Below are 24,089 nucleotides of genomic sequence, written 5' to 3' on the forward strand. Positions count from 1 at the left end.
TGGGAGTTGGTGGGAGCAAACTGGTAGTTTCAACTACCACGACAATGCCGGTGTGGGAGCAACGAGACGTGAGGAATCTTGATGCGCCGTCCCATGGCACCGCCGCCTTGGCCTGAAGTTGTAGAACGCATTGCGAACTCAGGTGCTCTGCCGCGCCTGATGTCCGTGTTTCCCGAGCTACGCGAGAGCCAGCCGTACCGACACTGGGACGAGTTGCGGCACCGCCAACCGCCTGACAAGGTGGAAACCATCGAAGAGTGGTGGTTCCTGACTAAATTGTCCCGTGCGTCTGGTATGCGTGATCTCCCGCTCAAGGACCTCGACGGTGGCAAGTTCCGCTATAACCTGCCTGACGAAGTGCTCCGGGAGCTGGACTTCGGCGCATCCTATCTTCGGGGTCGGATCGCAGTTAACGAACAGGTCACCAATCCGGCGACACGTGAGCAGTATCTGGTCGGATCGTTGATGGAAGAGGCGATCACGTCCAGCCAGCTAGAAGGTGCTTCCACTAGCAAGCGTGTCGCCAAGGAAATGATCCAGTCAGGGCGACAGCCGCGCGATCGCAGCGAACGCATGATCCTGAACAACTACTACGCGATGGAACGCGTTAGTCAATTGCGGGACGAGCCGCTGACGGTTGAAGTGATCTGTGAGCTGCATCGGCTAGTGACGGAAGGTACGCTGGACAACCCCGATTGCGCGGGTCGGTTCCAGTTGGTGAGCGAGGAACGCGTTGGGGTCTTCGATGATCAGGGCCAGCTGCTGCACGAGCCGCCTCCGGCCGAGGAGATCGAATCGCGCATGGCCCAGCTGTGCGCCTTCGCAAACGAGGAGTCGTCGAAGTACTACCTGCCCGGTGTGTTGCGTGCATTGGCGATTCACTTCATGGTCGGTTACATACATCCGTTTGAGGACGGTAACGGCCGTACCGCACGCATCCTCTTTTACTGGTCGATGCTCAATAAGGGTTACTGGCTGACCGAGTTCATCAGTGTTTCCAGTTTGCTGAACGCGGCAAAGGTTCAGTATGGAAGGTCTTTCCTTTATACCGAGACCGACGAGGGTGATCTCACCTACTTCTTCATCTACCATCTGAGCATCCTTCATCGATGCATCGACCAGCTGAATTCCTATCTTGCGCGCAAGGCCGAAGAGATGAGCGAGGTCAGAAACTTGCTGGCCCGCGAAGAGGAGAACTTCAACGCTCGTCAGATCGCTGTCATCAGGAATGCGCTCAGGAATTCTACCTTCCCGTACTCGGTGCAGTCGCACATGAGGGCACATCGCATTGCGATGGAGACTGCTCGCAAAGATCTGGTCGAACTCGAAGAGGCCAGCCTGTTGGTGAGGCAGCGCTCCGGAAAAAAGTTCATCTATCGTCCGGTTGCTGACCTCGCCGAGAGACTTCGTGACGGAGGTGCGAGGATCGGCTGACCCTGGGGCGACCCGCGACCGCCCGTACTGCCCCAGGGTGCTGCTCCGGCTGACTGGATTCGTTGGTCAGCCGAAGGTCCGTGGCTGGCCGGTGGTTTCCAGGACCGACATCCAAAGATCGCCTGCAGGGTCCACCTGGTTGCGTTTGCTGATGGCGAGTTCTATCGGGACGTGGACGAAGCGGCCGCGCCAGCGGCCGACGACCATCGCGGTGCGGCCGGCCATGGCGGCGTGCACGGCGGCGTGGGCGAGGCGGATGCAGTAGACGCTGTCGTACGGGTTGGCGGGCACGCTGCGGATGGCGTAGCTCGGGTCGATGTACTTGAGGCTGGTCTCCATGCCGTGCGCGGCGAAGTCGTCGGCGATGCGCCGGCGCAGGTAGAGGCCGATGTCCTTGAGTTTGCGGTTGCCGGACTTGTCGACCTGGCCGGGCTCGTCGGACTCCAGGTACTCCTGGCCCGCGCCCTCCGCGGCGACGACCACCGCGTGCCCGCGTTGCGCGACGCGGCGGCGCAGGTGGGCGAGGAAACCGTCGTCGCCGTCGAGCTGGAACGGCACCTCGGGGATGAGCACGTAGTCGGCGTCGTTGTTGGCCAGCGCCGCGTAGCAGGCGATGAAGCCGGAGTGGCGGCCCATGACCTGCACCAGGCCGACCCCGTTGGGCACCGCGCGGGCCTCGACGTGGGCGCTGCGCAGCGACTCGGTGGCCTTGGAGAAGGCGGTCTGGAAGCCGAAGCTCTGGTCGATGTACGGGATGTCGTTGTCGATGGTCTTCGGCACGCCGATCACCGCGATCTTCAGGCCGCGCTCCTTGACCACGTCGGCGATGGTCAGCGCGCCGCGCATGGAGCCGTCGCCGCCGATGACGAACAGCACGTTGATGCTCATCGACTCCAGGCAGTCGACGATCTCGTACGGGTCCTGGCTGCCCCGGGACGTGCCGAGGATGGTGCCGCCGTACTCGTTGACGCCGCTGACCGCCTCGGCGTCGAGGTCGATCGGCGGGTGGCCGTACTTGGCGATGAAGCCCTGGTAGCCGTTCTGGAAGCCGTAGATCTTCGTGACGCCGTAGTGCGAGGTCAGCTCCAGGACCAGGCCCCGGATGACGTCGTTGAGCCCGGGGCAGAGGCCGCCGCAGGTGACGATGCCGACGCGGGTCTTCGACGGCTGGAAGAAGATCTTGCGGCGGGGTCCGCCGGGCTCGAAGCTCGGCAGCGCGTCCAGCTTCGCCTTGCGTGCGGCGACCATGCGCACGGTGTCGTCGAACAGCACCCGGTCGTTCTCGTCGACGTAGTGCTCGGTGCTCTCGGACGAGGCCAGCAGCGGTGCCAGCGGTGATTCGATGCGGCAGTCGCCGAGCGTGCGCACGGTCAGGTCAACGGACTCGGGAGCCATCGCCGTCCTCCAAGCGGCTGCCGCAGCGGGGCGGGCAGCCCGTCGTGACAATGTTTCGCCAGGTGCGCGGCTGCGCCGCCGCGTACCGGCAGGTGGATCATCGCTCAGAAAAGCAGCCAGGTCGAGAAGAGCATGCCCATCGGCAGCGCGATCACACCCGCCACGGCGGCGTAGGGCCACAGCAGGCGCGCGGGCAGGTGCCGCAGCACCAGCAGCGCGGGCAGCAGCAGCGTGTGCGACCGGTACTGCGACACCCCGGGTCCGGCGATCAGCGGGCCGACGAACATGGCCACCGCGTACAGCGCGAGCCCGGCGTCGAACGGCCGCAGCCGCCCGCGGCCCGACGCGATCACCGCGGCGGCGACGGCCAGCAGCGCCAGCGCCAGCGCCCACCACAGCTCGGCGTCGGTGAACGTGTGCAGCACCCAGAGCAGGTCCTGCCGCGGCTCGGCGATGACGATCACGGACGGCTCGATCGCCAGCTTGGCCAGCGAGTGCAGCGGGTTGTGCACGCCGTTGCCGTAGTGCTCCTGGATCAGCAGGTACGCGTTCCAGTGTCCGAGCGTCAGGTGGTGCAGGCCGAACACCGCGCCCAGCCCGGCCAGCGGCAGGCCCACCACGGCCAGCCCGGCCCGCAGCGCCGCCCACGGGCGCAGCTCACCGCGGCCGAGCAGGGTCGCCACCGCGCCGAAGCCGATCGCGGCGACCGCGACCCCCATCGGGTACGCCGCGGCGACCAGCGCGCCCGCGACTCCCGCCAGGACCCACCGGCGGGCCGCCGTGAACGTGACGCAGCCCAGCAGCAGCGCCCCGGCCAGCGCCATCGGGAAGACGGCGTGCAGGTAGACGCCCGCCGGCAGCAGCGTCGCCAGCGCCAGCACCGCCGCGGCGACGGGTCGCGCCGTGTTCCGCAGCAGCCGCCACAGCAGCACGAACGACAGCAGCAGGCTGGCCTCGGTGACGAGCAGGGCGGCTTCGTACGAGCCGAGCCCGATGGACGTCAGCAGCCGGATGAGGCCGGGGTAGAGCGGGAACCAGCCCGCGGTGCCGCACCACGCGCCGGGCGCGAACTGCGGAGCGAGGATCGGATCGCTGTCGCACAGGAACAGCTCGTACCCCTGCTCGGCGATCTTGACGTAGAGCCCCGAGTCGGCGCGGACCCGGCCGGTGATCGGCAGGAACGGCTCGGCCACCAGCGCCCCGGCCACCGTGTACAGCAGATGCCCGACCAGGTATGCCAGCACCGGCGGCAGCAGCGCCCGGCCTCTGCTTCGCCATCGCGGCGCGTCCTGGGGAGCGGTCGCCGGGGCCTCGCGGGTGAGGACGGCGGCGGGCGCTGAGGACATGGACAGAATCCTCCCCGGAACCCGTCCCCGCCCGCAGCCCGGGTCCCCACCCGGCGGCGACCGTCACCAAGGTCGTCGGACTTGCCTGGCACCTGTGCGTATCTTGAGGCCGCATACCGACAGGTGCCAGGCAAATCGAACGATCATGGCTGCCGTGCCGGGCGCGGCGTGCCCGGCGGGACGGCGCGTTGCGCGATGCGGCCGGTCAGGGTCGCGCGTCGGGGCGGATCACCAGGCGGAAGCCGAGATGGCAGGTCGAGGTGTCGACGGCCTGGGGCATGCGGGCGGCGGGGCGGTAGCGGCGGCAGTAGTTCGGGGCGCAGAGGAACGAGCCGCCCTTGCTCACCCGGCGCGGGATGCGGACCTCGGGCGTGGCCGGGTCGCAGCTGGCCCGTTCGGCGTCGCCGCGCGGGCGGGCCGGGGCGCAGCAGGCCTGCTGCCCGGCGGGCTCGTGCGGGCCGTACCAGTCGGAGGTCCACTCCCACACGTTGCCGATCATGTCGGACAGCCCGAATGCGTTCGGCGGGAACGAGCCGACGGGCGAGGTCCTCTCGTAGCCGTCAGCGGCCAGGTTGAGCACCGGGAACTCGCCCTGCCACACGTTGGCCAGGTGCTCGCCGCCCGGGGTCAGCTCGTCGCCCCAGGCGTACTCGGCCGGGTCGCTCGCGCCGCCGGACGCGGCGTACTCCCACTCGGCCTCGGTCGGCAGGTCGCCGCCCGCCCAGGCCGCGTACGCGGCGACGTCGGCCCAGGCCACGTGCACGACCGGGTGGTCGTCGAGGCCGCGCAGGTCCGAACCGGGGCCGTACGGCCGCCGCCAGTGCGCGCCGGGCAGCAGTTGCCACCAGTGCCGCACGTCGCGCAGGTCCACCCGGTGGCGCGGTTTGACGAACACGACCGAGGCGGGGACCAGCAGCGACGGGTCGGCCCCCGGGTAGTCGGCCGGGTCGGGGGCGGTCTCGGCGACGGTGACGTGGCCGGTCTGCCGTACGAACTCGGCGAACCGGCGGTTGGTGACCTGGTGCCGGTCGATCCAGAAGCCGCCGACCCGGGACCGGTGCGCGGGGGCCTCCTCCGGGTAGTGCGCGTCGGAGCCCATCCGGAACGTGCCGCCCGGCAGCCACACCATGCCCGGCCGGGGCGGCGGGCCTGGCGCCTCACCGTCCCGGCCGGGCCGGGTCAGGGTCAATGGTCCGCTCACGCGGGCAGCACCGTGCCGCCGGGGCCCACCAGCCCCTGCTCGGCCTTGTGCTTCAGGTCGCGCATCCGGAACGCCATGATGAAGTCGGTGATGCCGCGGGCCAGGCAGATCGCGCCGACGAACACGATGAGCAGGAAGAACGAGCGGGTGAACCGCCCCGCGGCCCAGAAGCCGAGCAGGATCTCGATGATGCCGACGACCAGGCCGAGCCACCAGCCGTCGTGCTCCTTCTTGGTGAGGAAGGCCAGCACGATGTCGGCTGCCCCCTTGAACAGCAGATACCAGCCGATGAACGCGGCGAGCCAGAACACCGTGCCGCCGGGGTTGATCCAGCAGATGAAGCCGGTGATCAGGAACAGCACGCCGAGGATGGCGTGCAGCCAGCGCCAGCCGGGCGCGGTGAACGCCTGGAACAGCTCGAAGACGCCGGCGACCAGCACGACGATGCCGGCCAGCGTGGCGACGACACCGATGCTGCGTACCGGCGACTGGTTGAACGCCAGCACGAACCAGCTGACGATGATCCAGCAGACGCCGGTGATGAGGAACAGCCACCACGGCACGCGGGACGCGGGCAGCGGGGTCGCGCCGCTGAAGACGTCGCCGGTCGACGTCGTGCCCGGTGGCACAGGGCCGGGCTTGGCCCCGGTGGCGGCCCGAGCGGTGCCGGTGGCCACGCCCTCGGCCTCCTTCGCCGCGTGCGCGCCGGCCGCGGCGGCCTGGCCCGGCTTACCGGTGCTGGGGCTGCTGGGCGATGCGGTGCTCATGCCTTCTCCTCACTGCTGTTGATTCGCTCGCGAGGCTCGCTCATGCCTTCTCCTCGCTCGCTTATGCGTGCCGCCGGAAGTAAGAGCCATCCGGTTGCAGACTATGCACCGGCTCATGGTGATATGCGGCGATTCGGCAATCTGTCACGAACATTCGGCTAATCCAGGGCCGACAGCGCGCCGGCCACCGCGAAGCCGAGCACCGCGAGCAGGCCGGTCGCCTTGCCGCCCTGCCGGTAGGCCTCCGGGATCATCGAGTCGGCCAGCATGGTCAGCACCGCCCCGGCCGCGAACGCCTCGACGTAACCGCCGTCGGCCCGGGGCACCACCCGGTAGGCCAGGTAGCCGAGCGACGCGGCGAGCGCCGACGCCGCCACGATGGTCCACCAGACCCGGTAGGCCTGGGCCTTGGTGTGTCCGTGGGCGCGCATGGCCGCCGTCGCGCCGAGTGCCTCGGGCAGGTTGGACACGAACACCGCCACCAGGAAGGCCACCGCGACCTCGCCGCCCATGGCCACGCCGACGCCCAGCACCAGCGACTCCGGCACGCCGTCCAGCAGCGCGCCGATCACCAGGGAGCGCTCGGCAGAGGCCGCGCCCATGCTGCGGCGGCCCGCGACGACCGCGTCGGCTGTGAAGAAGACGACCGCGCCCAGGCCGAACGCGGAGAACAGCAGCACGTCCTGGTGGAATCCGGTGGGCACCAGCTCGTAGGCGATCGCCGCGAGCATCGCGCCGGAGCCGAAGCCCATCACCATGCCGACCCGCGACGGGGGCACCGGGGTCGGCCGGTACGCCAACCACGCCCCGATGACCAGGGAGAACGCTGCGAGTGCGGCCCACCCGGCCGCGGCCAGCACGCCCATCGGACCTCCATCGTCTGCACCCGACGGTATCAACGCAATACGGTGATAACGGAAATATGGTTCGCATCTCCGGAATACTGGACCGCGGTATCCGTGTCTCTGGGAGGCGACATGCCGCGTACGCAGCCGACGGCGAAGAAGACCCCCGCGAAGAAGGCCGCGAAGAAGAGCGGCGCCGCCGCCGGCGTCTCCGGGACCACCGTGGCGAAGGCCGCCCGCAAGGCCGCCCCGGCGAAGGCGACGTCGCCGGTCGCCGGCACCGCGAAGGCCGCTCCCGCCAAGCGGACGCGCAAGACGGCCGCCGCCCCGCCCGTGGGCAGCCCGACGCCGCGCAGGGCGAGGCCGGGCAAGAAGGCCGCCGCGCCCGTACCCGCGAAGAAAGCCCCACCCACCCGGGCCGCCGCGCGAACCGCGGCCGACCGGGGCCCTGCCCGCAAGTCCGCGCCCCGAGCCGCGGCGGGCGGCGCGGGCGCGGGCCGCAAACCCAACATCCTGGTGATCTGGGGCGACGACATCGGCATCACCAACCTGAGCTGCTACAGCGACGGGCTGATGGGCTACCGCACCCCCAACATCGACCGGATCGCCGCGGAGGGCGTGCGCTTCACCGACTACTACGGCGAGCAGAGCTGCACCGCGGGGCGGGCCGCGTTCCTGACCGGCCAGGCCGTGTTCCGCACCGGCCTGTCGAAGGTCGGCATGCCCGGCGCGGACCTCGGCCTGCAGGCAGCCGACCCGACCGTCGCCGAGCTGCTCAAACCGCACGGGTACGCCACCGGCCACTTCGGCAAGAACCACCTGGGCGACAAGGACGAGTTCCTGCCGACGGCGCACGGCTTCGACGAGTTCTTCGGCAACCTCTACCACCTCAACGCCGAGGAGGAGCCCGAGCACGAGGACTACCCGGACCCGCGGCGTTTTCCGGACTTCCGGCGCAACTTCGGCCCGCGCGGGGTGCTGCACTGCTGGGCGCTGCCCGGCGGCGGCCAGAAGATCGAGGACACCGGCCCGCTGACCCGCAAGCGCATGGAGCTCATCGACGACGAGGTTTTCGAGCACGCGTCCGACTTCATCCAGCGGCAGGCCGCCGCGGACACGCCGTTCTTCGTCTGGTTCAACACCACGCACATGCACTTCAAGACGCATCCGCGACCGGAGATCAAGGGCTGGGCCGGACCGTGGCAGTCCGACTACCACGACGTGATGGTCGACCACGACCGGATCGTCGGCGAGCTGCTCGACCTGCTCGACCAGCTCGGCATCGCCGACGACACCATCGTCATGTACAGCACGGACAACGGCCCGCACATGAACACGTGGCCCGACGCGGGCATGACGCCGTTCCGCAACGAGAAGAACTCCAACTGGGAGGGCGCCTACCGGGTGCCGGCGATGCTGCGCTGGCCCGGCAGGATCCCCGACGGCTGGGTCTCCAACGAGATCGTCAGCCACCTGGACCTGCTGCCGACGCTGCTGGCCGCCGCGGGCGACCCGGACGTCGTCGAGGAGCTGAAGGCCGGGCACGAGGCCGCGGGCCGGACGTTCAAGGTGCATCTGGACGGCTTCAACCTGCTGCCGTTCCTCACCGACGGCGAGCCGCACAGCCCGCGCGAGGGCTTCTTCTACTTCTCCGACGACGGCGACCTGACCGCGATCCGGTTCGACAACTGGAAGCTGGTCTTCATGGAGCAGCGGGCCCCCGGCACGCTGCGGGTATGGGCCGAGCCGTTCACGGTGCTGCGGGTGCCGAAGATCTACAACCTGCGCACGGACCCGTTCGAGCGCGCCGACGTCACCTCCAACAGCTACTACGACTGGCTGCTCGACCGGGCGTACCTGCTGGGGGCCGCGCAGAAGCTGGCCGCCGACTTCCTGGCCACCTTCCGGGAGTTCCCACCGCGGCAGGAGGCGGCGAGTTTCACCATCGACCAGGTCATGGAGAAGATGATGGAAGGCATAGGGAGCCACTGATGTCGTTTCTCCCGTCCTGGCGGCCGGGCCCCGCCCGCGACGCGATCACGTCGTTCCTCGACGAGTCGCTGGCGCTGCCCGCCGACCAGCGGGTCGCCGTGCTCGACAACGACGGCACGCTGTGGTGCGAGAAACCGAACTACGTCCAGTACGACTTCCTCGTGCGCACCCTGCACGCCGCCGTCGAGCACGACCCCGGCCTCGGCGAGCGCGCCGAGTACCGCGCGCTGCTCGACGGCGACCGGGCCACGCTGGGCGAGCTGGGGCTGCAGCGGGTCGCGCTGGCCCTGCTGGAGCTGTGCGCGGGCTGGACGCCGGACGAGTTCACGGGCCGGGTGCGCGACTTCATGGCCCAGGAGAAGCACCCGGGGCGGGGCGCGCCGTACCCGAGGATGGTCTACCAGCCGATGCTGGAGCTGCTGGAGGCGCTGCACGGCAGCGGCTTCGACGTCTTCATCGTCACCGGCGGCGGCACCGAGTTCGTCCGCGCGGTCAGCCGCGAGCTGTACGGCGTGCGCCCCGACGACGTGGTCGGCACGCTGGTCGAGTACCACCACGAGCAGCACGGCGACGGGCCGGCGCTGGTGCGCACCGCGCAGGCGCAGGCCGAGGTCAACGAGGGCTGGGCGAAGGTCGAGCACATCCAGACCCAGCTCGGCCGCCGCCCGATCTTCGCGGCGGGCAACTCCGCGGGCGACCGGGAGATGCTCGAGTACGCCCGCGCCGCCGGCACGCCCAGCCTCGCCGTGCTCATCGACCACGACGACGCCGAGCGCGAGTACGCGTACGCCTCCGCCGCGGTGACCCTCACCGACACCGAACCGATCACCGCCACGGCCCACCGTCTGGGCTGGACGGTGGTGTCCATGCGCGACGACTGGTCGACCGTCTTCCCGGCCTGACCCGCCCACTAAACTCCCCCAGAACAAAGTAAGGGCATCGTCGGCTCGCGTCAGCGCGGCACATCGCTATGCGTCGGGCAAGGTGCTTTGCCAACCGGAGGAGCGTCGGCATGCCCTACGACCTGCTGCTCGTCGGCGGCCGGGTGATCGATCCGGACGGCGGCCGGGACGGGGCGGCCGACGTGGCGGTCGCCGGGGGCCGGATCGCCGCGGTCGGCGCGGACCTGCCCCGCGCGGCCGCCCGCGAGGTCGTCGACGTGACCGGCCGCCTGGTCACGCCGGGGCTGGTCGACCTGCATACGCACGTGTTCCCCGGCGCGACCTACTGGGGCATCGACCCGGGCCCGGCCGCCTGGTGCTCCGGCGTCACCACCTGGGTCGACGCGGGCTCCGCCGGGGCGTACGGCATCGACGCGCTGCGCGCCGCGATCCGCGGCCACCGGGTCCGGGTGCCCGTGCTGCTCAACATCTCCGCGGTCGGTCTGACCGGGCTCACCGGCGAATCCCGCGACCTCGCCGCCTGCGACACCGACCTCGCGATCACCACGATCACGGCCAACCGCGACGTGGTGTACGGCGTCAAGGCCCGCATCGACGCCAACACCGTCGGGGCGAACGGGCTGGAGCCGCTGCGCCGGGCGATCACCGTCGCGCGGGCCTGCGAGGTGCCCGTCATGGTGCACGTGGGAGTCGCGCCGCCCACGGTCGCCGAACTGCTGCCACTGCTCGGGGCGGGCGACATCGTCACGCACTGCGCCAGCGGCATAGCCCTGGGCCGGGGCGGCCTGGACCCGGCGCTGCGCCGCGCGTACGACGCGGGCGTGCTGTTCGACATCGGCCACGGCTCCGGCGGCTTCGCGTACGACGTGCTCGAAGCCCAGCTCGCCGCCGGTATGCCGCCGCACGTCGTCTCCACCGACCTGCATGCGCGCTCGCTGCACGGGCCGGCCTTCGACCTGCCGACCACCATGGCCAAGCTGCTCGCGGTGGGCCTGCCGCTCGGGCAGGTCGTCGCGGCGGCGACCTGCGCGCCTGCCCGTGCCCTCGGCCTGCCCGCGGGCACCGGCACGCTCGCCGTCGGCGCGCCGGCGGACCTCGCCGTGTTCGCCGTGGAGCGGGGCGGCTTCCCGCTCGCCGACGCGCACGGCCAGGTCCGGAGTGCGCCGATGCGGCTGCGCAACGAGGCGACGTACGTGGCCGGGCGGCTGCTCCCGCCGAGCCTGCCCGCGCCGCCGCCGCCGTGGGTCCCGCTCACCGCCGCCCAGCGCGCCGCGCTCGCCGACCGCGACCGTGCGGTCCGCGCCCTGCTCACCGTGCCCCTGGTGCCCCCCGGCGGCCTGGCCGAGCAGTTCCCCCGCGCCTGACCGGCCCACCCGAGGCTGATCAGCGGCACGCGACCCGCGTTCGGAGTGGGAGCAGGCCGGATCTGGTCAGCGGGGCGTGGCCGGGGTGCCGGAGGCGGCGCCGCAGATGGCGATCATCTGGTCGGAGAGGGCGTCGATCTTGGTGACGTCGAGCTTCTGCAGCGAGTTCATGTCGGTCAGGCTCTTGCCCTGGGCCTCGAACTCGTCGGCGAGCTGGCCCAGCGTGCTCTTGACGTCGGCGGCGTCCGCCGTGGACGCGTCGGTGCGCAGGTTGGCGGCGAGGTCGACCAGCTCGCCGCCGGCGGCCTTGACGGACTGGTCGGCGGCGGCCATGTCGCCGGAGTCGGCGGCCTGAGTGACCTTGGTCAGCTCCCGCGCGAACTGGCTGAGGCCGTCCTCGACGGTCTTGGCGGTCTTGGTGCAGACCTGCGGCGTGGGTTCCGCCGCGGCGGGCACCGCGCTGAATCCGAGCGCGGCCAGGACGGTGGTGGAGAGGATGCAGGCTGCACGTGAGAGGCGTCGCATGACGTCCTCCAATCGGGGCCGCGGGCCCGGCTGGGAGAGCCGACCCAAGACGACCATTGTCCGCCCGCGCGCCTGGGGCCTGGGCGAACTCCGCGAACCCGGCAACAGGACCGCCGCTGATGCGTACCGTATATGCCTTTTTGCCCGAACAGTGCATCCAAGATCGCTCGGCTTGCCGGGCAAATGGTCGAAACGCGGGTCAAGATACGGCCACCTGCCAGGCAAGTCGAACGATCTTGCGAGCGGGCGGGACGTGGCGGCTGGCGGAGGTGCGGGGTGGTCGGGTCCGGGCGGCCCGGCACGGGGTGCCGGATGCGGGGTGAGGGCTTAGGCTCCTGCGGTGCGTTGGCGTTCCTGTGTTGCGGTCGTCGCCGGTGCGTTGATCGCGCTGCTGCCGGCGGGGTGCGGGTCGGAGGCTGCCCCGGAGCAGCCGCAGGGCGAGTGGGTGGCGGCCGGGGCCGGTGCCGCGCCGTCGTCGTCGGCCCCGAGCGCGGCGCCCCCGTCGCCCGCGCCCGCCCAGGTGGTGGTGGGCAACCCGAAGGGCCGGGCGGCCGTGCCGGCCGAGGCGAAGGCCGTGGACACCTCGCGGCCCACTCGGAAGATCGGTGACGGCACCCCGGCGAGCTGCACCTCGAAGGCGGTCGTCGCGGCGGTCGCGGCGGGCGGGATCATCACGTTCGACTGCGGGCCGGATCCGCTGACCATCACCATGGCGGCGACGGCCAAGGTCAGGAACGCGAACGGGCCGAAGATCGTGCTCGACGGCGGCGGGAAGATCACCCTCAGCGGCGGCGGCAAGCGGCGCATCCTCTACATGAACACCTGTGACAAGGCCCAGGGCTGGACCACCTCGCACTGCCAGGACCAGGACCATCCGCAGCTCACGGTGCAGAACCTGACCTTCGCCGACGGCAACTCGACCGGCGAGACGGCGGAGGGCGGGGGCGGCGGCGCGATCTTCGTACGCGGCGGGCGGTTGAAGGTCGTCAACTCGCGCTTCATCCGCAACCGCTGCGACAGCACCGGCCCGGACCTCGGTGGGGCGGCGATCCGGGTGCTCAGCCAGTCCAAGGGCCTGCCGGTGTACATCGTGAACAGCACCTTCGGCGGCGGCAAGGGCCTGGGCGGGCGCTGCTCCAACGGCGGCGCGCTGAGCAGCATCGGCGTCTCGTGGGTGGTGCTCAACAGCGTGCTCACCCACAACAGCGCCATCGGCAGCGGGGCGAACCCGGCCCGCGCGGGCAAACCCGGCGGTGGCAGCGGCGGGGCGATCTACACCGACGGCAACCTGTTCACGGTACGCATCGCCGGCTCGATCGTCACCGACAACCACGCCGAGGAGGGCGGGGGCGCGGTCTTCTTCGTCAGCAACGACCGCACCGGCACGATGACCATCGAATCGTCCACCCTCCAGCGCAACCCGAGCGACGGCTTCGAGACCCAGGGCTTCCCCGGCATCTTCTTCCTCGGCGCTCGCAACCCCACCGTCAAGTCCTCCACCCTCCGCAGATGACCCGCCCGCGCAAGCACCCCCCCGCGAGGCCGCAGCAAACCCGCAGGCCCGCAGGGCCTGAGCGTTAAGAAGGTGCCCTTCCGCTACGTATGGCGATGGGAAGGTGCCCTTCCTTCGGGCGGAGGGCGGGGGCGGCTGCGGCGACGAACAGGGCCAGCACGGCGGGCACCGCGAGCGCCGCGGGCAGGTCGACCACCTCGGCGAGGGCGCCGATGACCAGGGGGCCGATGACGAAGCCGAGGAAGCCGAGGCTGGCGACGCGGGCGATGGCCTGGCCGGCGCGGGCCGGGTCCTGGGTGCCGGCGGCGGAGAAGACCTGCGGGGCGATGCAGGCCAGGCCCGCGCCGAGCATGCCGAAGCCGGCGACCCCGGCGACGGGGTGGCCGATCAGCAGGGCGGTGCCGAGGCCCGCGGCGGCCAGCACGCCGCTGTAGCGGACCAGGCGTACCGCGCCCAGGCGGGCGGTGAGGCGGTCGCCGACGAGGCGGCCGGCCATCATCATGATCGAGAACGCGGCGTATGCCGCTGCCGCGAAGCCCGCCGTGCTGCCCAGGCTGTCGCGCAGGTAGACGCTGCTCCAGTCGGCCGCCGCGCCCTCGCCGACCAGGCAGCAGAACACCAGCACCCCGAGGAACGTCACGCCCGGCAGCCCGCCCCCGCCCGGCCCGGTCTCCGCCGCCGGGACGGCCTGCGGGGCGAGCCGCCAGCGGGCGGCCACCAGGCCGGTCACCGCGACCACCGCGGCGACGAGCAGGAACGTGGCCGTCGCGCCGAGCCCCGCATACGCGCACAGCCCGCCCACCGCCGCCCCGAGGAAGCCCCCGATGCTGTACACGGCATGGAACGAGGACATGATCGGGGCCTGCCAGGCCCGCTGCACCTCGACGGCGGCCGTGTTCATGGTGATGTTGAGCAGCCCGTGCGCGGTGCCGAAGGCCAGCAGGCAGCCGGCCAGGACCGCCAGGTTAGGCGCGAACGCGGGGGAGACCAGCAGCGCGCCGTCGGCGAGCACCACGGGCAGCAGCAGCCGGCCGGTGCCGTACCGGTCGACGAGCCGCCCCGCCGCCTGCATGCCGATGATCGCTCCCGCGGCGAACGCCAGCAGGCCCAGGCTGAGCGCACCGTCGCTGAGCCGCAGGCCCTCCTTGATCGCCGGGATGCGGGCGGTCCAGGTGCCGAGGATCACGCCGTACAGCCCGAAGAGCAGGCAGACGGCGATCCGGGCCCGGTACAGCGGGACGCGGTCAGGCAGTGACGAGGTCATGGGGTCCGTCTCCGAGGGGGGCGGGTGCGAACATCATGAATGTATGCGCCCCTCGCGCCGCCCGCAGCCCGGTCGCCCCGGCGGGCGAGCCTGTATGCTGCGCAGTGCCCTGGCCAGGCCCTGGGTTCGAGCGGCGGGCCCGCTCGTGGCCGGCCGGGAGCTGACTAGTGCCGGTCGAGAACTGCGGGAGCCGAGAATCATGTCGAACGAGACGCTGCTGGTCACCGGTGGTGCCGGCTTCGTGGGAACACATCTCATCCGGGCACTGCTGGACACCCGTCCGACCGCGCGGATCGTGTCCGTCGACAACTACTTCACCGGCCGCCACGACAACGAGATCGTCGACGAGCGGGTGACGTACCTCGACGGCTCGACGGTGGACATCTTCAAGATCTGGGCCGAGCACGGTTTCGAGTCCCCGAAGATGGTGTTCCACCTGGGGGAGTACGCCCGGATCGTGCAGTCGTTCGACGAGTTCGACCGCACCTGGGAGTACAACACCCACGGCACCAAGGAGGTCATCCGCTTCGCCGCCCAGCACGGCGCGCGTCTGGTCTACTCGGCGTCCAGCTCGAAGTTCGGCAACGAGGGCAAGGACGAGCACCTCAACCCGTACGCCTGGACCAAGGCCAAGAATGTCGAGCTGATCAAGAACTACGGCGAGTGGTACGGCCTCGACTACGTGATCACGTACTTCTACAACGCCTACGGGCCGGGCCAGATCAGCGCCGGCACCTACGCGACCGTGCTCGGCATCTTCGAGCGCCAGTACCTGGCCGGTGAGCCGCTGACCGTGGTGTCCCCGGGCACCCAGACCCGCGACTTCACCCACATCTCGGACATCATCTCCGGCATCCTGGTCTCCGCCGAGGGCGGCAAGGGCGACGGCTACCTGCTCGGCAACGGCCGCGAGTGGGAGCTGACCGAGGTCGCGAAGATGTTCGGCACCGAGTACGTGATGATCCCGGCCAAGCGTGGCGAGCGCACCCACGGCCGCGCCGACAACACGAAGGTCCGCGACCTGGGCTGGGAGCCCAAGGTGGCCCTGGACGCGTACATCGCCGACTTCGTCCGGAACAACCCGCGCCCGTGAGCTTCCGGCAGTTTCGGGGAAACTGCAGTAACCCGGCCGGGTGAAGGGCCGGTTTCCCCGAAACTGCAGCGGGGCGGTCAGATCCAGCCGCGGCGGGCGGCGATCGCGCCGGCCTGGAAGCGGTTGGCGGCGCCGAGGAGTTCGTAGAGGCGGCTCATGCGGCGGCGCATGGTGCGGACCGACCAGTCCAGCTGACGGGCGACGGCCTCGTCCTTCAGGCCGCTGACCAGCAGCATCAGCAAGGCGCGGTCCTCTTCGGAGACCGGGTCGTCGGCGGGTGCGTCCAGCGGCACGGCCGCGCGCCAGCACAGCTCCCAGTAGTCGATCAGCCCGTCGAGCAGCGTGGACGGCCGGATCACGGCGGCCCGCACGTCGGACAGGTCCAGCGACAGCGGCATCAGCGCGATGCGGCGGTCCGCGATGGCCAGCTTGATGCGCAGGCCGGGCAGCACCCGGGCCTGCTCGCCGTGGCTGATCAGCTCGCGGATGTCGTCGAAGACACCGGGCCACTCCAGGGCCTCGGGCGCGTACACCGCCCGGTACGTCACGCCCCGCGCGATGCCGGTCTGCTCGATCGGGTTCGACGTGGTCAGCGCGTACGGCGGCCGGTCCAGCGTGCTGACCTCCTCGCGGGCCTCCTGCTGGATCTGCACGAACCACCGGCCCAGCGCCTCGCTGCCGGTCACGATCTCGATCTCCTCACCGGCGCCGGAGTGCGCCGCGGCGAACAGCAGCGACAGCTGCGCGGCGGCGGCCTGCACCTGGTCCAGCTCCGCGGAACGGGCCCGCACCAGCGCGGACACCCCGGCCTGCGGCTCGATCGCGGCATACCGGCGGCGCGCGCCGGCCAGCCGCCCGACGAGCCCGTGCTCGCGCAGCCGGTCCAGGGCGCGGGCCGCCCGCTCGACGGAGCAGCCGAGCTCCTCGGCGAGCTCGGCCGGGGCGGCGGTTCTGCGGACGAGGATGGCGCGGTAGACGGCCTCGTCGAAGGGGTCGACACCGGCGGGGGTGAGGTCGGAGGGCATGGCCCAGATCTTGGCCCAAAGGTGCCACCGGCAGCAACGGGCCAGCGGAGATCATTGCGCCGATCGGCCGGGGGCCAGTAGACCGCTTAGCTATGAAACTCCCCCCTCGTTTCTTCGCGGCCGGGCTGTCGGCCGTGGTCGTAGCCGGGACGCTCTCGGCATGGTCCCCGGCCGACGCGGCCACCCCAGCACCGCAGCGGCGCGTCATCGTGCTGCTGGCCGGAGACGCGGCGGTGGCGTCGGCCCCGGCCGGTGCGCTGCGTGACGCCGCGGGCGCGGCGCAGGTCACCAGCGCGCGCAAGGCGGTGCAGGACCGCCAGCGCGCCTTCCTCGACGGCGCGCGCGGCAAAGGGCTGCGGCTGACCCGCGAGCGCCCGCTCGGCCTGCTGGTCAACGCGGTCGCCGCCACCGTCCCGGCGGACGAGGTGGCGCGGCTGTCCGCGCTGCCCGGCGTGCTCGCGGTCGTGCCGGACCAGCCGGTGCGCGCGTACACCGACGTGAGCGTGCCGCTGGTCGGCGCGACCGAGGTCTGGCAGCGCAAGGACGCCGCCGGCACGCAGGTCAAGGGCAAGGGTGTGACCGTCGCCGTCATCGACAGCGGCGTCGACTACAGCCACCCCGACCTCGGCGGCGGGCTGGGCGAGGGCTTCAAGGTCGTCGGCGGGTACGACTTCGTCAACGGCGACGCCGATCCGATGGACGACAACGGTCACGGCACCCACGTCGCGGGCATCATCGCGGGCCGGGCCGCCACGCCGGGCGGCATCACCGGCGTCGCGCCGGAGGCGGACCTGCTGGCGTACAAGGCGATGAACGAGTGGGGCGAGGGCTACACCTCCGACATCGTCGCGAGCATCGAGGCGGCCGCCGACCCGGCGAACCCGCACCGCGCCGACGTCATCAACATGAGCCTCGGCGGCTACGGCGACGGCCTCGACCCGCTGGGCCTGGCCGCGACCGCGGCCACCCGGGCCGGTGTCGTCGTGGTCGCCGCGGCCGGCAACAGCGGGCCGGGCCCCGACACGGTCGGCACCCCGGCCGTCGCCGACGGCGTCATCGCCGTGGGCGCGTCCACCAGCAACATGGTGCTGCCCACCGCGTACGTCGGCGGGGTGCGGCTGCAGACGTACCGCGGGGTCCTGTCGGCGAACCCGGCCGCCAAGCCGGTCACCGCCCGGCTGGTCGACGCGGGCTACGGCAGCCCCGAGGAGCTGGCCGCGGCCGGCGACCTGCACGGCAAGATCGTGCGCATCACCGGTTTCGCCGCGCCCGTGCTCGACTACCTGTCGCAGTGGGAGGTGGACCTGGCCAAGGAGCTCGAGCGCCGCGGCGCGCTCGCGGTCATCTCGGGCCAGGAGGACTCCGGCCCGGTGGTGGCCGCCGCCGACGGCTCGGTGCCGGTCGCGCCGTCCACCTCGGTCAAGGGCCTGCCCAAGAACCTGGTGGGTACGCAGGCCTCCGGCGACCTGTACCGGATGGACCGCCTGATCGTGCTCGGCATGGACGGCACCCAGCATGCGGAGCTGACCGCGCGGCTGGCCGCCGGGCCGGTCGACGTGACGCTGAAGGGCGAGGACGTCACCGACCGGATCGCCGCCTTCTCCTCACGCGGCCCGTCGCCGCGCCTCGGTCTCAAGCCCGACCTGGTCGCGCCGGGTGTCGGCATCCGCTCGACGGTGCCGACCGCGCTGTTCGGGCCGGGGCAGTACCTGCTGTCCGGCACCTCGATGGCCGCCCCGCACGTGGCGGGCGCGGCGGCGCTGCTGCGCCAGCTGCACCCGGGCCAGGAGCCCGCGCAGGTGCTGGCGACGCTGACGGGCACGGCCAAGCCGGTGGGCGGCCCGCCGACCGCGTACGGGGCGGGCCGGCTCGACGTGGCCGCGGCGGCGCGCGCCACGCTCACCGCCGACCCGGCGTCCGTCTCGTTCGGACTCGCCGACCTGGGCGGCTCGACCGTGGGCGGCAGCCGGACCGTGACCCTGCGCAACACGGGCGACCGCGCGATGACCGTGCGCCTGCGCACCGACGGCAAGACCGTCACGGTCAAGCCGGACCGGGTGACCGTCCCGGCCGGACGGACCGCGAAGGTCACCATCACGCTGCGGGCCAAGCGGCCCGCCGGGGACACCGAGCTGTCCGGCGTGATCACCGCCGACGGCGGCGCGGGCCGGGTCGCCCGGGTGCCGTACCTGCTGGTGGTGCGGCCGCTGATCGTGGCGGCGACGCCCGACCCCAGCGACGGCCACAGCACCGTGTGGATCGGCTCGCCGACTCCGCTGGCCGCCGCGCCCGTCGTCACCGTCGACCGGCCGCGCGGCGGGTCGTACACCGTGACGGCCACCCACCGGTACGACGACGTCTACACCGCCGACCTCACCGGTGAGCAGGCGGGCGCGTACCGGGTGAGCGTGCGCGCCACGGCCGCCTCCGGGCAGCGCCTGACCGGGTCGAGCGGCTTCGAGGTGCTGCCCGAGGACGTGCGGCGCACCAAGTGGGAGCCGGTCGGCCCGTACGGCACCGGCGGGCAGCTCGCCCTCACCCCGGCCGACGGCTCGGTCGGCGTCATGAGCACCGACTACAAGGCGGGCCCCTGGCTCACCACCGACCACGGCAAGAGCTGGAGCCAGCTCAACCGGCTCCCGGTCGCCCGGAACGCCGGCGTCGGCACCGCCGTGCTCGACGCGAAGAACGCCGCACGCTGGTGGTACGCCGTCAACGACCCGCAGACCGGCGGGAAGATCCTGCGCACCACCGACCGGGGCCGCACCTGGCAGACGCTGCCCACCCCGGCGGGCTGGGTCGACGTGCTGGTCGCCGACGCGCAGACCCGCGTGCTGGCGGCGGTCGTCAGCGGCGCGCTGTGGACCAGCGTGGACGGCGGCGACACCTGGACGGCGTTGCAGTCCGGGCTGCCCGGCGAGATCCGGTACGCGGCCGTCGGCGGCGACGACCTGTACCTCGCCGACTTCGACGGCGTGTGGAAGCTGTCCGGGATCGTCTCGGGCACGCCGAGCGAGGCCGTGCGGGTGTACGACAGCGCGACCAGGTACATCGCCTCGCTGACCGCCGACGACGGCGTGGTCGCCGCGGTGGTGTGGGGCGAGGGCGTGGTCGGCTCGCACGACGGCGGCAAGAACTGGTCCACGCTGTACAGCCGCGAGTTCGGCCTGCACACGATGCGCACCTCGGGCGGCGACCTGTACGTCGCCACCCTGTCCGGCGAGGGCCTGGTCGGCCGCGACCACGGCCGCACCTGGGACACCGTGGCGCTGCCCGCGCACGACGCGCTCGTCACCGACCACGACCGCTGGGCCGACGGCACGGCCACCACGGCCACCTCGGCCGGCCTCTACGCGACCGGGCCCGACGGCTACCGCCGGCTCGGCGTGCAGGGCACCACCGTGCACGACCTCGCGGTGGTCGGCGGCGACCTGCTCGCGGGCACCGAGAACGGCCTCTACCGCACGGCGTCGCCCGCGGCGGGACCGGACTGGGGCGCGGCCGACGGCGAGGGCTGGATCGGGGCGGGCGCGGAGTTCGTCGCCGTGTCCCCGGCCGACGCGAACACGGTCTGGAAGATCCGCCGGGCCGCCTGGGGCGACCAGTTCATGTTCGGCCGCAGCGACGACGGCGGCCGGACCTGGTCCGAGATCCACACGGGCACCGAGAAGCCGACCGCGCTGATGATCCACCCCGCCGACCCGAACCGGGTGTACGCCGCCTTCGAGCGGATGATGGGCCAGGGCCTCACCGTCACCCTCGACGGCGGCCGCACCTGGAAGAACCTGTACCTGGACGAGCGGGTCAACGCGCTGGCCGGTGACCCGGCGAACGCCAAGCGGCTGTGGCTGGGCACGAACAGCGGCCTCTACCGCTCCGACGACGGCGGCACCACCCTGACCAAGGTCGCCGACGGCCAGGTCACCGCGCTGCGCGCCGACGGCAGGCGGCTCGTGGTCGGCGGTCCGAGCATCCGGACCAGCACCGACGGCGGCCGCACCTTCCGCACCGCCGACACCGGTTCACTGGACCTGATGGTGTCCGACTTCGCCGCCAAGGGCGACACCCTCTACGCGGCCACCACCACGTGGTCCGCGTACGGCCTGGCCAAGGGCGGCCGGGGTGTGCTCCGCAGCGTCGACGGCGGCCGCACCTGGCACAACATCTCGTCCGGCCTGCAGAACCTGGACGTCACCACCCTCGCGGTCAGCCCCGACGGCAACTACCTGTTCGCCGGCACCCTCCGCGGCGGCATCCACCGCCTCCCCCTCTAGGAGAAAGGAAGGGCACCTTCACATCGCTCCGCGATGTAGAAGGTGCCCTTCTTGACTGCCGGCCCCAGGACGGCAGGCGGCGGGTCAGTGGGAGTCGCGGGGGACTTCGGAGCCGCGGGAGCCGGTGAGGAAGTCGAAGTCGGCCCCCAGGTCGGCCTGCTGGACGTGGGCGCGGTAGAGCCAGCGGTAGCCGGACCGGTCGGCGGCCGAGCGCGCCGGCTCGGCCCAGTCCGCGGCGCGCTCCGCCAGCTCGTTCTCGGACACCAGCAGGTCCAGGGTGCGCGCGGGCACGTCGAGGCGGATCCGGTCGCCGGTGCGGACCAGGGCGAGCGGACCGCCGACGGCCGCCTCCGGGGACACGTGCAGGACCACGGTGCCGAAGCCGGTGCCGCTCATCCGGCCGTCGCTGATCCGTACCATGTCGGTCACGCCCTGGCGCAGCAGCCGGGTCGGGATCGGCACGTTGGCCACCTCGGGCATCCCCGGGTATCCCTTCGGCCCCGCGCCCCGGACCACGATCACGTCGTCGGCCGCCACGTCGAGGTCCTCGTCGTCGCAGACCGCGTGGTAGTCCTCGGGGGAGTCGAACACCACGGCGCGGCCCTCGTGCACCAGCAGGTGCGGCGAGGCCGCCGACTGCTTCAGCACCGCCCCGCGCGGGCACAGGTTGCCGGCCAGCACGGCCGTGCCGCTGCCCGCGGGCTGCAACGGCTTGTCCCAGGGCCGGATCACCTCGTCGTTCCAGCAACCCGCGTCGGCGACCTCCGCGCCGATCCCGTGGCCGGTGACGGTGACCGCGTCGCGGTGCAGCAGACCGGCCTCGGCCAGCCGCCGCAGCACCACCGGCAGCCCGCCCGCGTAGCAGAAGTCCTCCATCAGGAAGCGGCCCGACGGCATCAGGTCGACCAGGGTCGGCACCTGCCGGATCAGCCGGTCGAAGTCGTCGAGGCCCAGCTCGACCCCGACCCGCCCGGCGAGCGCGAGCAGGTGCAGCACCGCGTTGGTGGAGCCGCCGATCGCCGCGTTGGCCCGGATCGCGTTCTCGAACGCCTCCCGGGTCAGCACGGCGCTGGGCCGCAGGTCCTCGTCGACCATCGCGACGATGCGCCGCCCGGCGGCCTGGGCCGTCTCGTACCGGCGGGAGTCGACCGCGGGCCAGCTCGCCGAGCCGGGCAGCTGCATGCCGAGCGCTTCGGCCAGGCAGGCCATGGTCGAAGCGGTGCCCATCGTCATGCAGTGGCCGTTCGAGCGGGCCATGCAGCCCTCGGCGACGTGGCACTCGTCGGCCGTCATCCGGCCCGCCTTGACCTCCGCCTCGAACTTCCAGACGTGCGTGCCCGACCCGACGTCCCCGCCCTGGTACTTGCCGTTCAGCATCGGCCCGCCGGTGACCATGATCGCGGGCAGGTCCACGCTGGCCGCGGCCATCAGCAGGCCCGGGGTGGTCTTGTCGCAGCCGGACAGCAGCACCACCCCGTCGAGCGGGTTGGCCCGGATCAGCTCCTCGCCGACCATCGCGACCAGGTTGCGGTACAGCATCGCGGTGGGGCGCATCAGCGTCTCGCCGGTCGCCATCACCGGGAAGACCAGCGGGAAGCCGCCGGCCTGCCACACGCCGCGCTTGACCGACTCGGCGACCCGGTCCAGGTGGGCGTTGCAGGGCGCGAGCTCGGACCAGGTGGAGGCGATGCCGATCACGGGCCGGCCGTCGAAGACCTCCGGTCCGTGGCCCTGATTGCGCATCCACGACCGGTAGACCATGCCGGACCGCCCCTCGGCCCCGAACCAGTGCCGGCTGCGCCGCGTCGCCTGCGCCTGCGCGTCCATGTCCACCTCCGGTCGTGCGCGGTGATCGCTCCGGCGCAACGCTGGGAATACGTGTATCAGCACACTAGGGTCTGCTGGCATGTCGGCACCACAGCCCGCGGCGCACATCGTCAGGTACCAGGTGGCCGGTGCGCCGGAGGTCCGCGTCGGCCTGCACGCCGACGGCGAGGTCAGCGAGCTGCCCGGCGTCGCCTCGCTGGCGCAGCTGTGGCGGCTGCCGCTGGCCGAGCTGCGTGAGCTGCTGACCCGGCCCGCGCCGGGCCCGGCGCTGCCGCCGGCCGAGGTGCGGCTGCTCGCGCCCGTCGACGGCACCACCGAGGTGTGGGCCAGCGGCGTCACCTACCGCGTCTCCCGCGAGGCCCGGATCGAGGAGAGCGAACGCGCCGCCGACGTGTACCAGCTCGTCTACGACGCGGCCCGACCCGAGCTGTTCTTCAAATCGGCGGCGTGGCGCGTGCGCGGCCCCGGCCAGGAGATCGGGGTACGCGCCGACTCCGAAGTGGACGTGCCTGAGCCCGAGCTGGCGCTGGTGGTCAACCGGTTCGGCGAGATCGTCGGGTACACGATCTGCAACGACGTGTCGTCGCGCACGATCGAGGGCGAGAACCCGCTCTACCTGCCGCAAGCGAAGATCTACTTCGGAGCGTGCGCCCTCGGCCCCTGGATCACGCCGGTCTGGGCGGTCGACGACCCCTACGACCTGGACATCACACTGGAGATCATCCGGGCCGGCGAGGTCGCCTGGCAGGGAGCGGCGAGCACCTCGCAGCTGCACCGGCGTCTCGACGACCTGGCCGGCTATCTGATGCGCGGCGACGTGCACCCCGACGGCGTGGTGCTGTCCACCGGCACCTGCCTGGTGCCGCCCGCGCCGTTCAGCCTGCGCGACGGCGACACCGTGCACATCACTATCGGCGCGATCGGGTCCCTGACCAACCAGGTACTGCGCGGTCGTCCCGCGCAAGATCAGACGTGACCGCGCACCCGGTGGTCAGTCTCGGCCCGCGGTGGCCAGGACACAGGCTTACGCCACAGGGCCGCCGCTGACCCGGCGCCCTGGACACCGGGTTGTTCTATGCGCCCGTACGGGCGATTGTTCGCCACACGGGCACTTTGGCATGCTGCAACGGTCCGTTTGAGCCGCCGTGGACACTACCGGCCGCGAGCGTCGAACGGGCGTGTGTCGTTACACGGTGGGGCGGCATCAATCGATGCGTCGGTCGCCGGATGAATGGCGACCTCGCACAAGCTGAACTGTCCGGCATCTGCCTCAGGTTTGTCGGCGAACCCATGTCTAGGTGGAGGATAGCCAGGTGCGCATT

17 protein-coding genes are annotated in these 24,089 nt (G+C 71.8%); 8 read left to right on the forward strand and 9 right to left on the reverse strand.

What is annotated here, in order from left to right:
* Positions 1-81: 81 nt before the first annotated feature.
* Positions 82-1,434 (forward strand): Fic family protein, encoded by a 1,353-nt coding sequence (locus tag Cco03nite_RS28375; protein ID WP_203695475.1) that lies wholly within the window; start codon positions 82-84, stop codon positions 1,432-1,434.
* Positions 1,435-1,500: 66 nt separating this feature from the next.
* Here the strand turns inward: Cco03nite_RS28375 and Cco03nite_RS28380 are convergent, their stop codons facing one another.
* The 5 genes from Cco03nite_RS28380 to Cco03nite_RS28400 all read right to left on the reverse strand — a co-directional run bounded on the left by Cco03nite_RS28380 (position 1,501) and on the right by Cco03nite_RS28400 (position 7,009).
* Entirely contained in the window at positions 1,501-2,829 is a 1,329-nt protein-coding gene (locus Cco03nite_RS28380) for an ATP-dependent 6-phosphofructokinase (protein WP_203695477.1), read from the reverse strand.
* A gap of 104 nt (positions 2,830-2,933) precedes the next feature.
* The gene (locus Cco03nite_RS28385; protein ID WP_203695479.1) at positions 2,934-4,175 is read right to left on the reverse strand and encodes a hypothetical protein; all 1,242 of its coding nucleotides are present in this window, start codon (positions 4,173-4,175) and stop codon (positions 2,934-2,936) included.
* 205 nt (positions 4,176-4,380) lie between these two features.
* Positions 4,381-5,304, reverse strand: a complete 924-nt coding sequence (locus Cco03nite_RS28390) for a formylglycine-generating enzyme family protein (protein WP_203695528.1) — start codon at positions 5,302-5,304, stop codon at positions 4,381-4,383.
* Between the two features lie 68 nt (positions 5,305-5,372).
* Positions 5,373-6,143 carry an HdeD family acid-resistance protein gene (locus Cco03nite_RS28395; RefSeq protein WP_203695481.1) on the reverse strand — a complete coding sequence of 257 codons (771 nt, stop codon included), beginning with the start codon at positions 6,141-6,143 and terminating at the stop codon, positions 5,373-5,375.
* Between the two features lie 158 nt (positions 6,144-6,301).
* The gene (locus Cco03nite_RS28400) at positions 6,302-7,009 is read right to left on the reverse strand and encodes a ZIP family metal transporter (protein ID WP_203695483.1); all 708 of its coding nucleotides are present in this window, start codon (positions 7,007-7,009) and stop codon (positions 6,302-6,304) included.
* 111 nt (positions 7,010-7,120) lie between these two features.
* On the opposite strand from Cco03nite_RS28400, the gene Cco03nite_RS28405 reads away from it, so the two are divergent.
* The 3 genes from Cco03nite_RS28405 to Cco03nite_RS28415 all read left to right on the forward strand — a co-directional run bounded on the left by Cco03nite_RS28405 (position 7,121) and on the right by Cco03nite_RS28415 (position 11,246).
* Positions 7,121-8,980, forward strand: coding sequence for an arylsulfatase (locus Cco03nite_RS28405; protein WP_203695485.1), 1,860 nt, complete (start codon positions 7,121-7,123; stop codon positions 8,978-8,980).
* Positions 8,980-9,882, forward strand: a complete 903-nt coding sequence (locus tag Cco03nite_RS28410) for an HAD family hydrolase (RefSeq protein ID WP_203695487.1) — start codon at positions 8,980-8,982, stop codon at positions 9,880-9,882. Before Cco03nite_RS28405 ends, Cco03nite_RS28410 begins: the two co-directional genes overlap by 1 nt.
* Before the next feature lie 110 nt (positions 9,883-9,992).
* Complete coding sequence (locus Cco03nite_RS28415) at positions 9,993-11,246, forward strand: amidohydrolase/deacetylase family metallohydrolase (protein ID WP_203695489.1); 1,254 nt, start codon at positions 9,993-9,995, stop codon at positions 11,244-11,246.
* A gap of 66 nt (positions 11,247-11,312) precedes the next feature.
* On the opposite strand, the gene Cco03nite_RS28420 is transcribed toward Cco03nite_RS28415, so the two are convergent.
* The gene (locus Cco03nite_RS28420; protein WP_203695491.1) at positions 11,313-11,771 is read right to left on the reverse strand and encodes a hypothetical protein; all 459 of its coding nucleotides are present in this window, start codon (positions 11,769-11,771) and stop codon (positions 11,313-11,315) included.
* Positions 11,772-12,111: 340 nt separating this feature from the next.
* Here Cco03nite_RS28420 and Cco03nite_RS28425 point away from each other — a divergent pair, with 340 nt between their 5' ends.
* Positions 12,112-13,284, forward strand: coding sequence for a hypothetical protein (locus tag Cco03nite_RS28425; RefSeq protein ID WP_203695492.1), 1,173 nt, complete (start codon positions 12,112-12,114; stop codon positions 13,282-13,284).
* 64 nt (positions 13,285-13,348) lie between these two features.
* On the opposite strand, the gene Cco03nite_RS28430 is transcribed toward Cco03nite_RS28425, so the two are convergent.
* Complete coding sequence (locus Cco03nite_RS28430) at positions 13,349-14,548, reverse strand: MFS transporter (protein WP_203695494.1); 1,200 nt, start codon at positions 14,546-14,548, stop codon at positions 13,349-13,351.
* 199 nt (positions 14,549-14,747) lie between these two features.
* Between Cco03nite_RS28430 and Cco03nite_RS28435 the strand changes: the two genes are divergently transcribed.
* Positions 14,748-15,641 carry an NAD-dependent epimerase/dehydratase family protein gene (locus Cco03nite_RS28435; RefSeq protein WP_203695496.1) on the forward strand — a complete coding sequence of 298 codons (894 nt, stop codon included), beginning with the start codon at positions 14,748-14,750 and terminating at the stop codon, positions 15,639-15,641.
* 77 nt (positions 15,642-15,718) lie between these two features.
* On the opposite strand, the gene Cco03nite_RS28440 is transcribed toward Cco03nite_RS28435, so the two are convergent.
* A complete protein-coding gene (locus Cco03nite_RS28440; protein WP_203695498.1) occupies positions 15,719-16,666 on the reverse strand; it encodes a helix-turn-helix domain-containing protein in 948 nt (315 codons plus the stop codon).
* 92 nt (positions 16,667-16,758) lie between these two features.
* Here Cco03nite_RS28440 and Cco03nite_RS28445 point away from each other — a divergent pair, with 92 nt between their 5' ends.
* Positions 16,759-20,940, forward strand: coding sequence for a S8 family serine peptidase (locus Cco03nite_RS28445; protein WP_203695500.1), 4,182 nt, complete (start codon positions 16,759-16,761; stop codon positions 20,938-20,940).
* Positions 20,941-21,024: 84 nt separating this feature from the next.
* On the opposite strand, the gene Cco03nite_RS28450 is transcribed toward Cco03nite_RS28445, so the two are convergent.
* Complete coding sequence (locus Cco03nite_RS28450) at positions 21,025-22,767, reverse strand: IlvD/Edd family dehydratase (RefSeq protein WP_203695502.1); 1,743 nt, start codon at positions 22,765-22,767, stop codon at positions 21,025-21,027.
* Between the two features lie 79 nt (positions 22,768-22,846).
* On the opposite strand from Cco03nite_RS28450, the gene Cco03nite_RS28455 reads away from it, so the two are divergent.
* The gene (locus tag Cco03nite_RS28455; RefSeq protein ID WP_203695524.1) at positions 22,847-23,743 is read left to right on the forward strand and encodes a fumarylacetoacetate hydrolase family protein; all 897 of its coding nucleotides are present in this window, start codon (positions 22,847-22,849) and stop codon (positions 23,741-23,743) included.
* Positions 23,744-24,089: the final 346 nt, after the last annotated feature.

The organism is Catellatospora coxensis (assembly GCF_016862635.1).
Taxonomy (GTDB): Bacteria; Actinomycetota; Actinomycetes; order Mycobacteriales; family Micromonosporaceae; genus Catellatospora; species Catellatospora coxensis.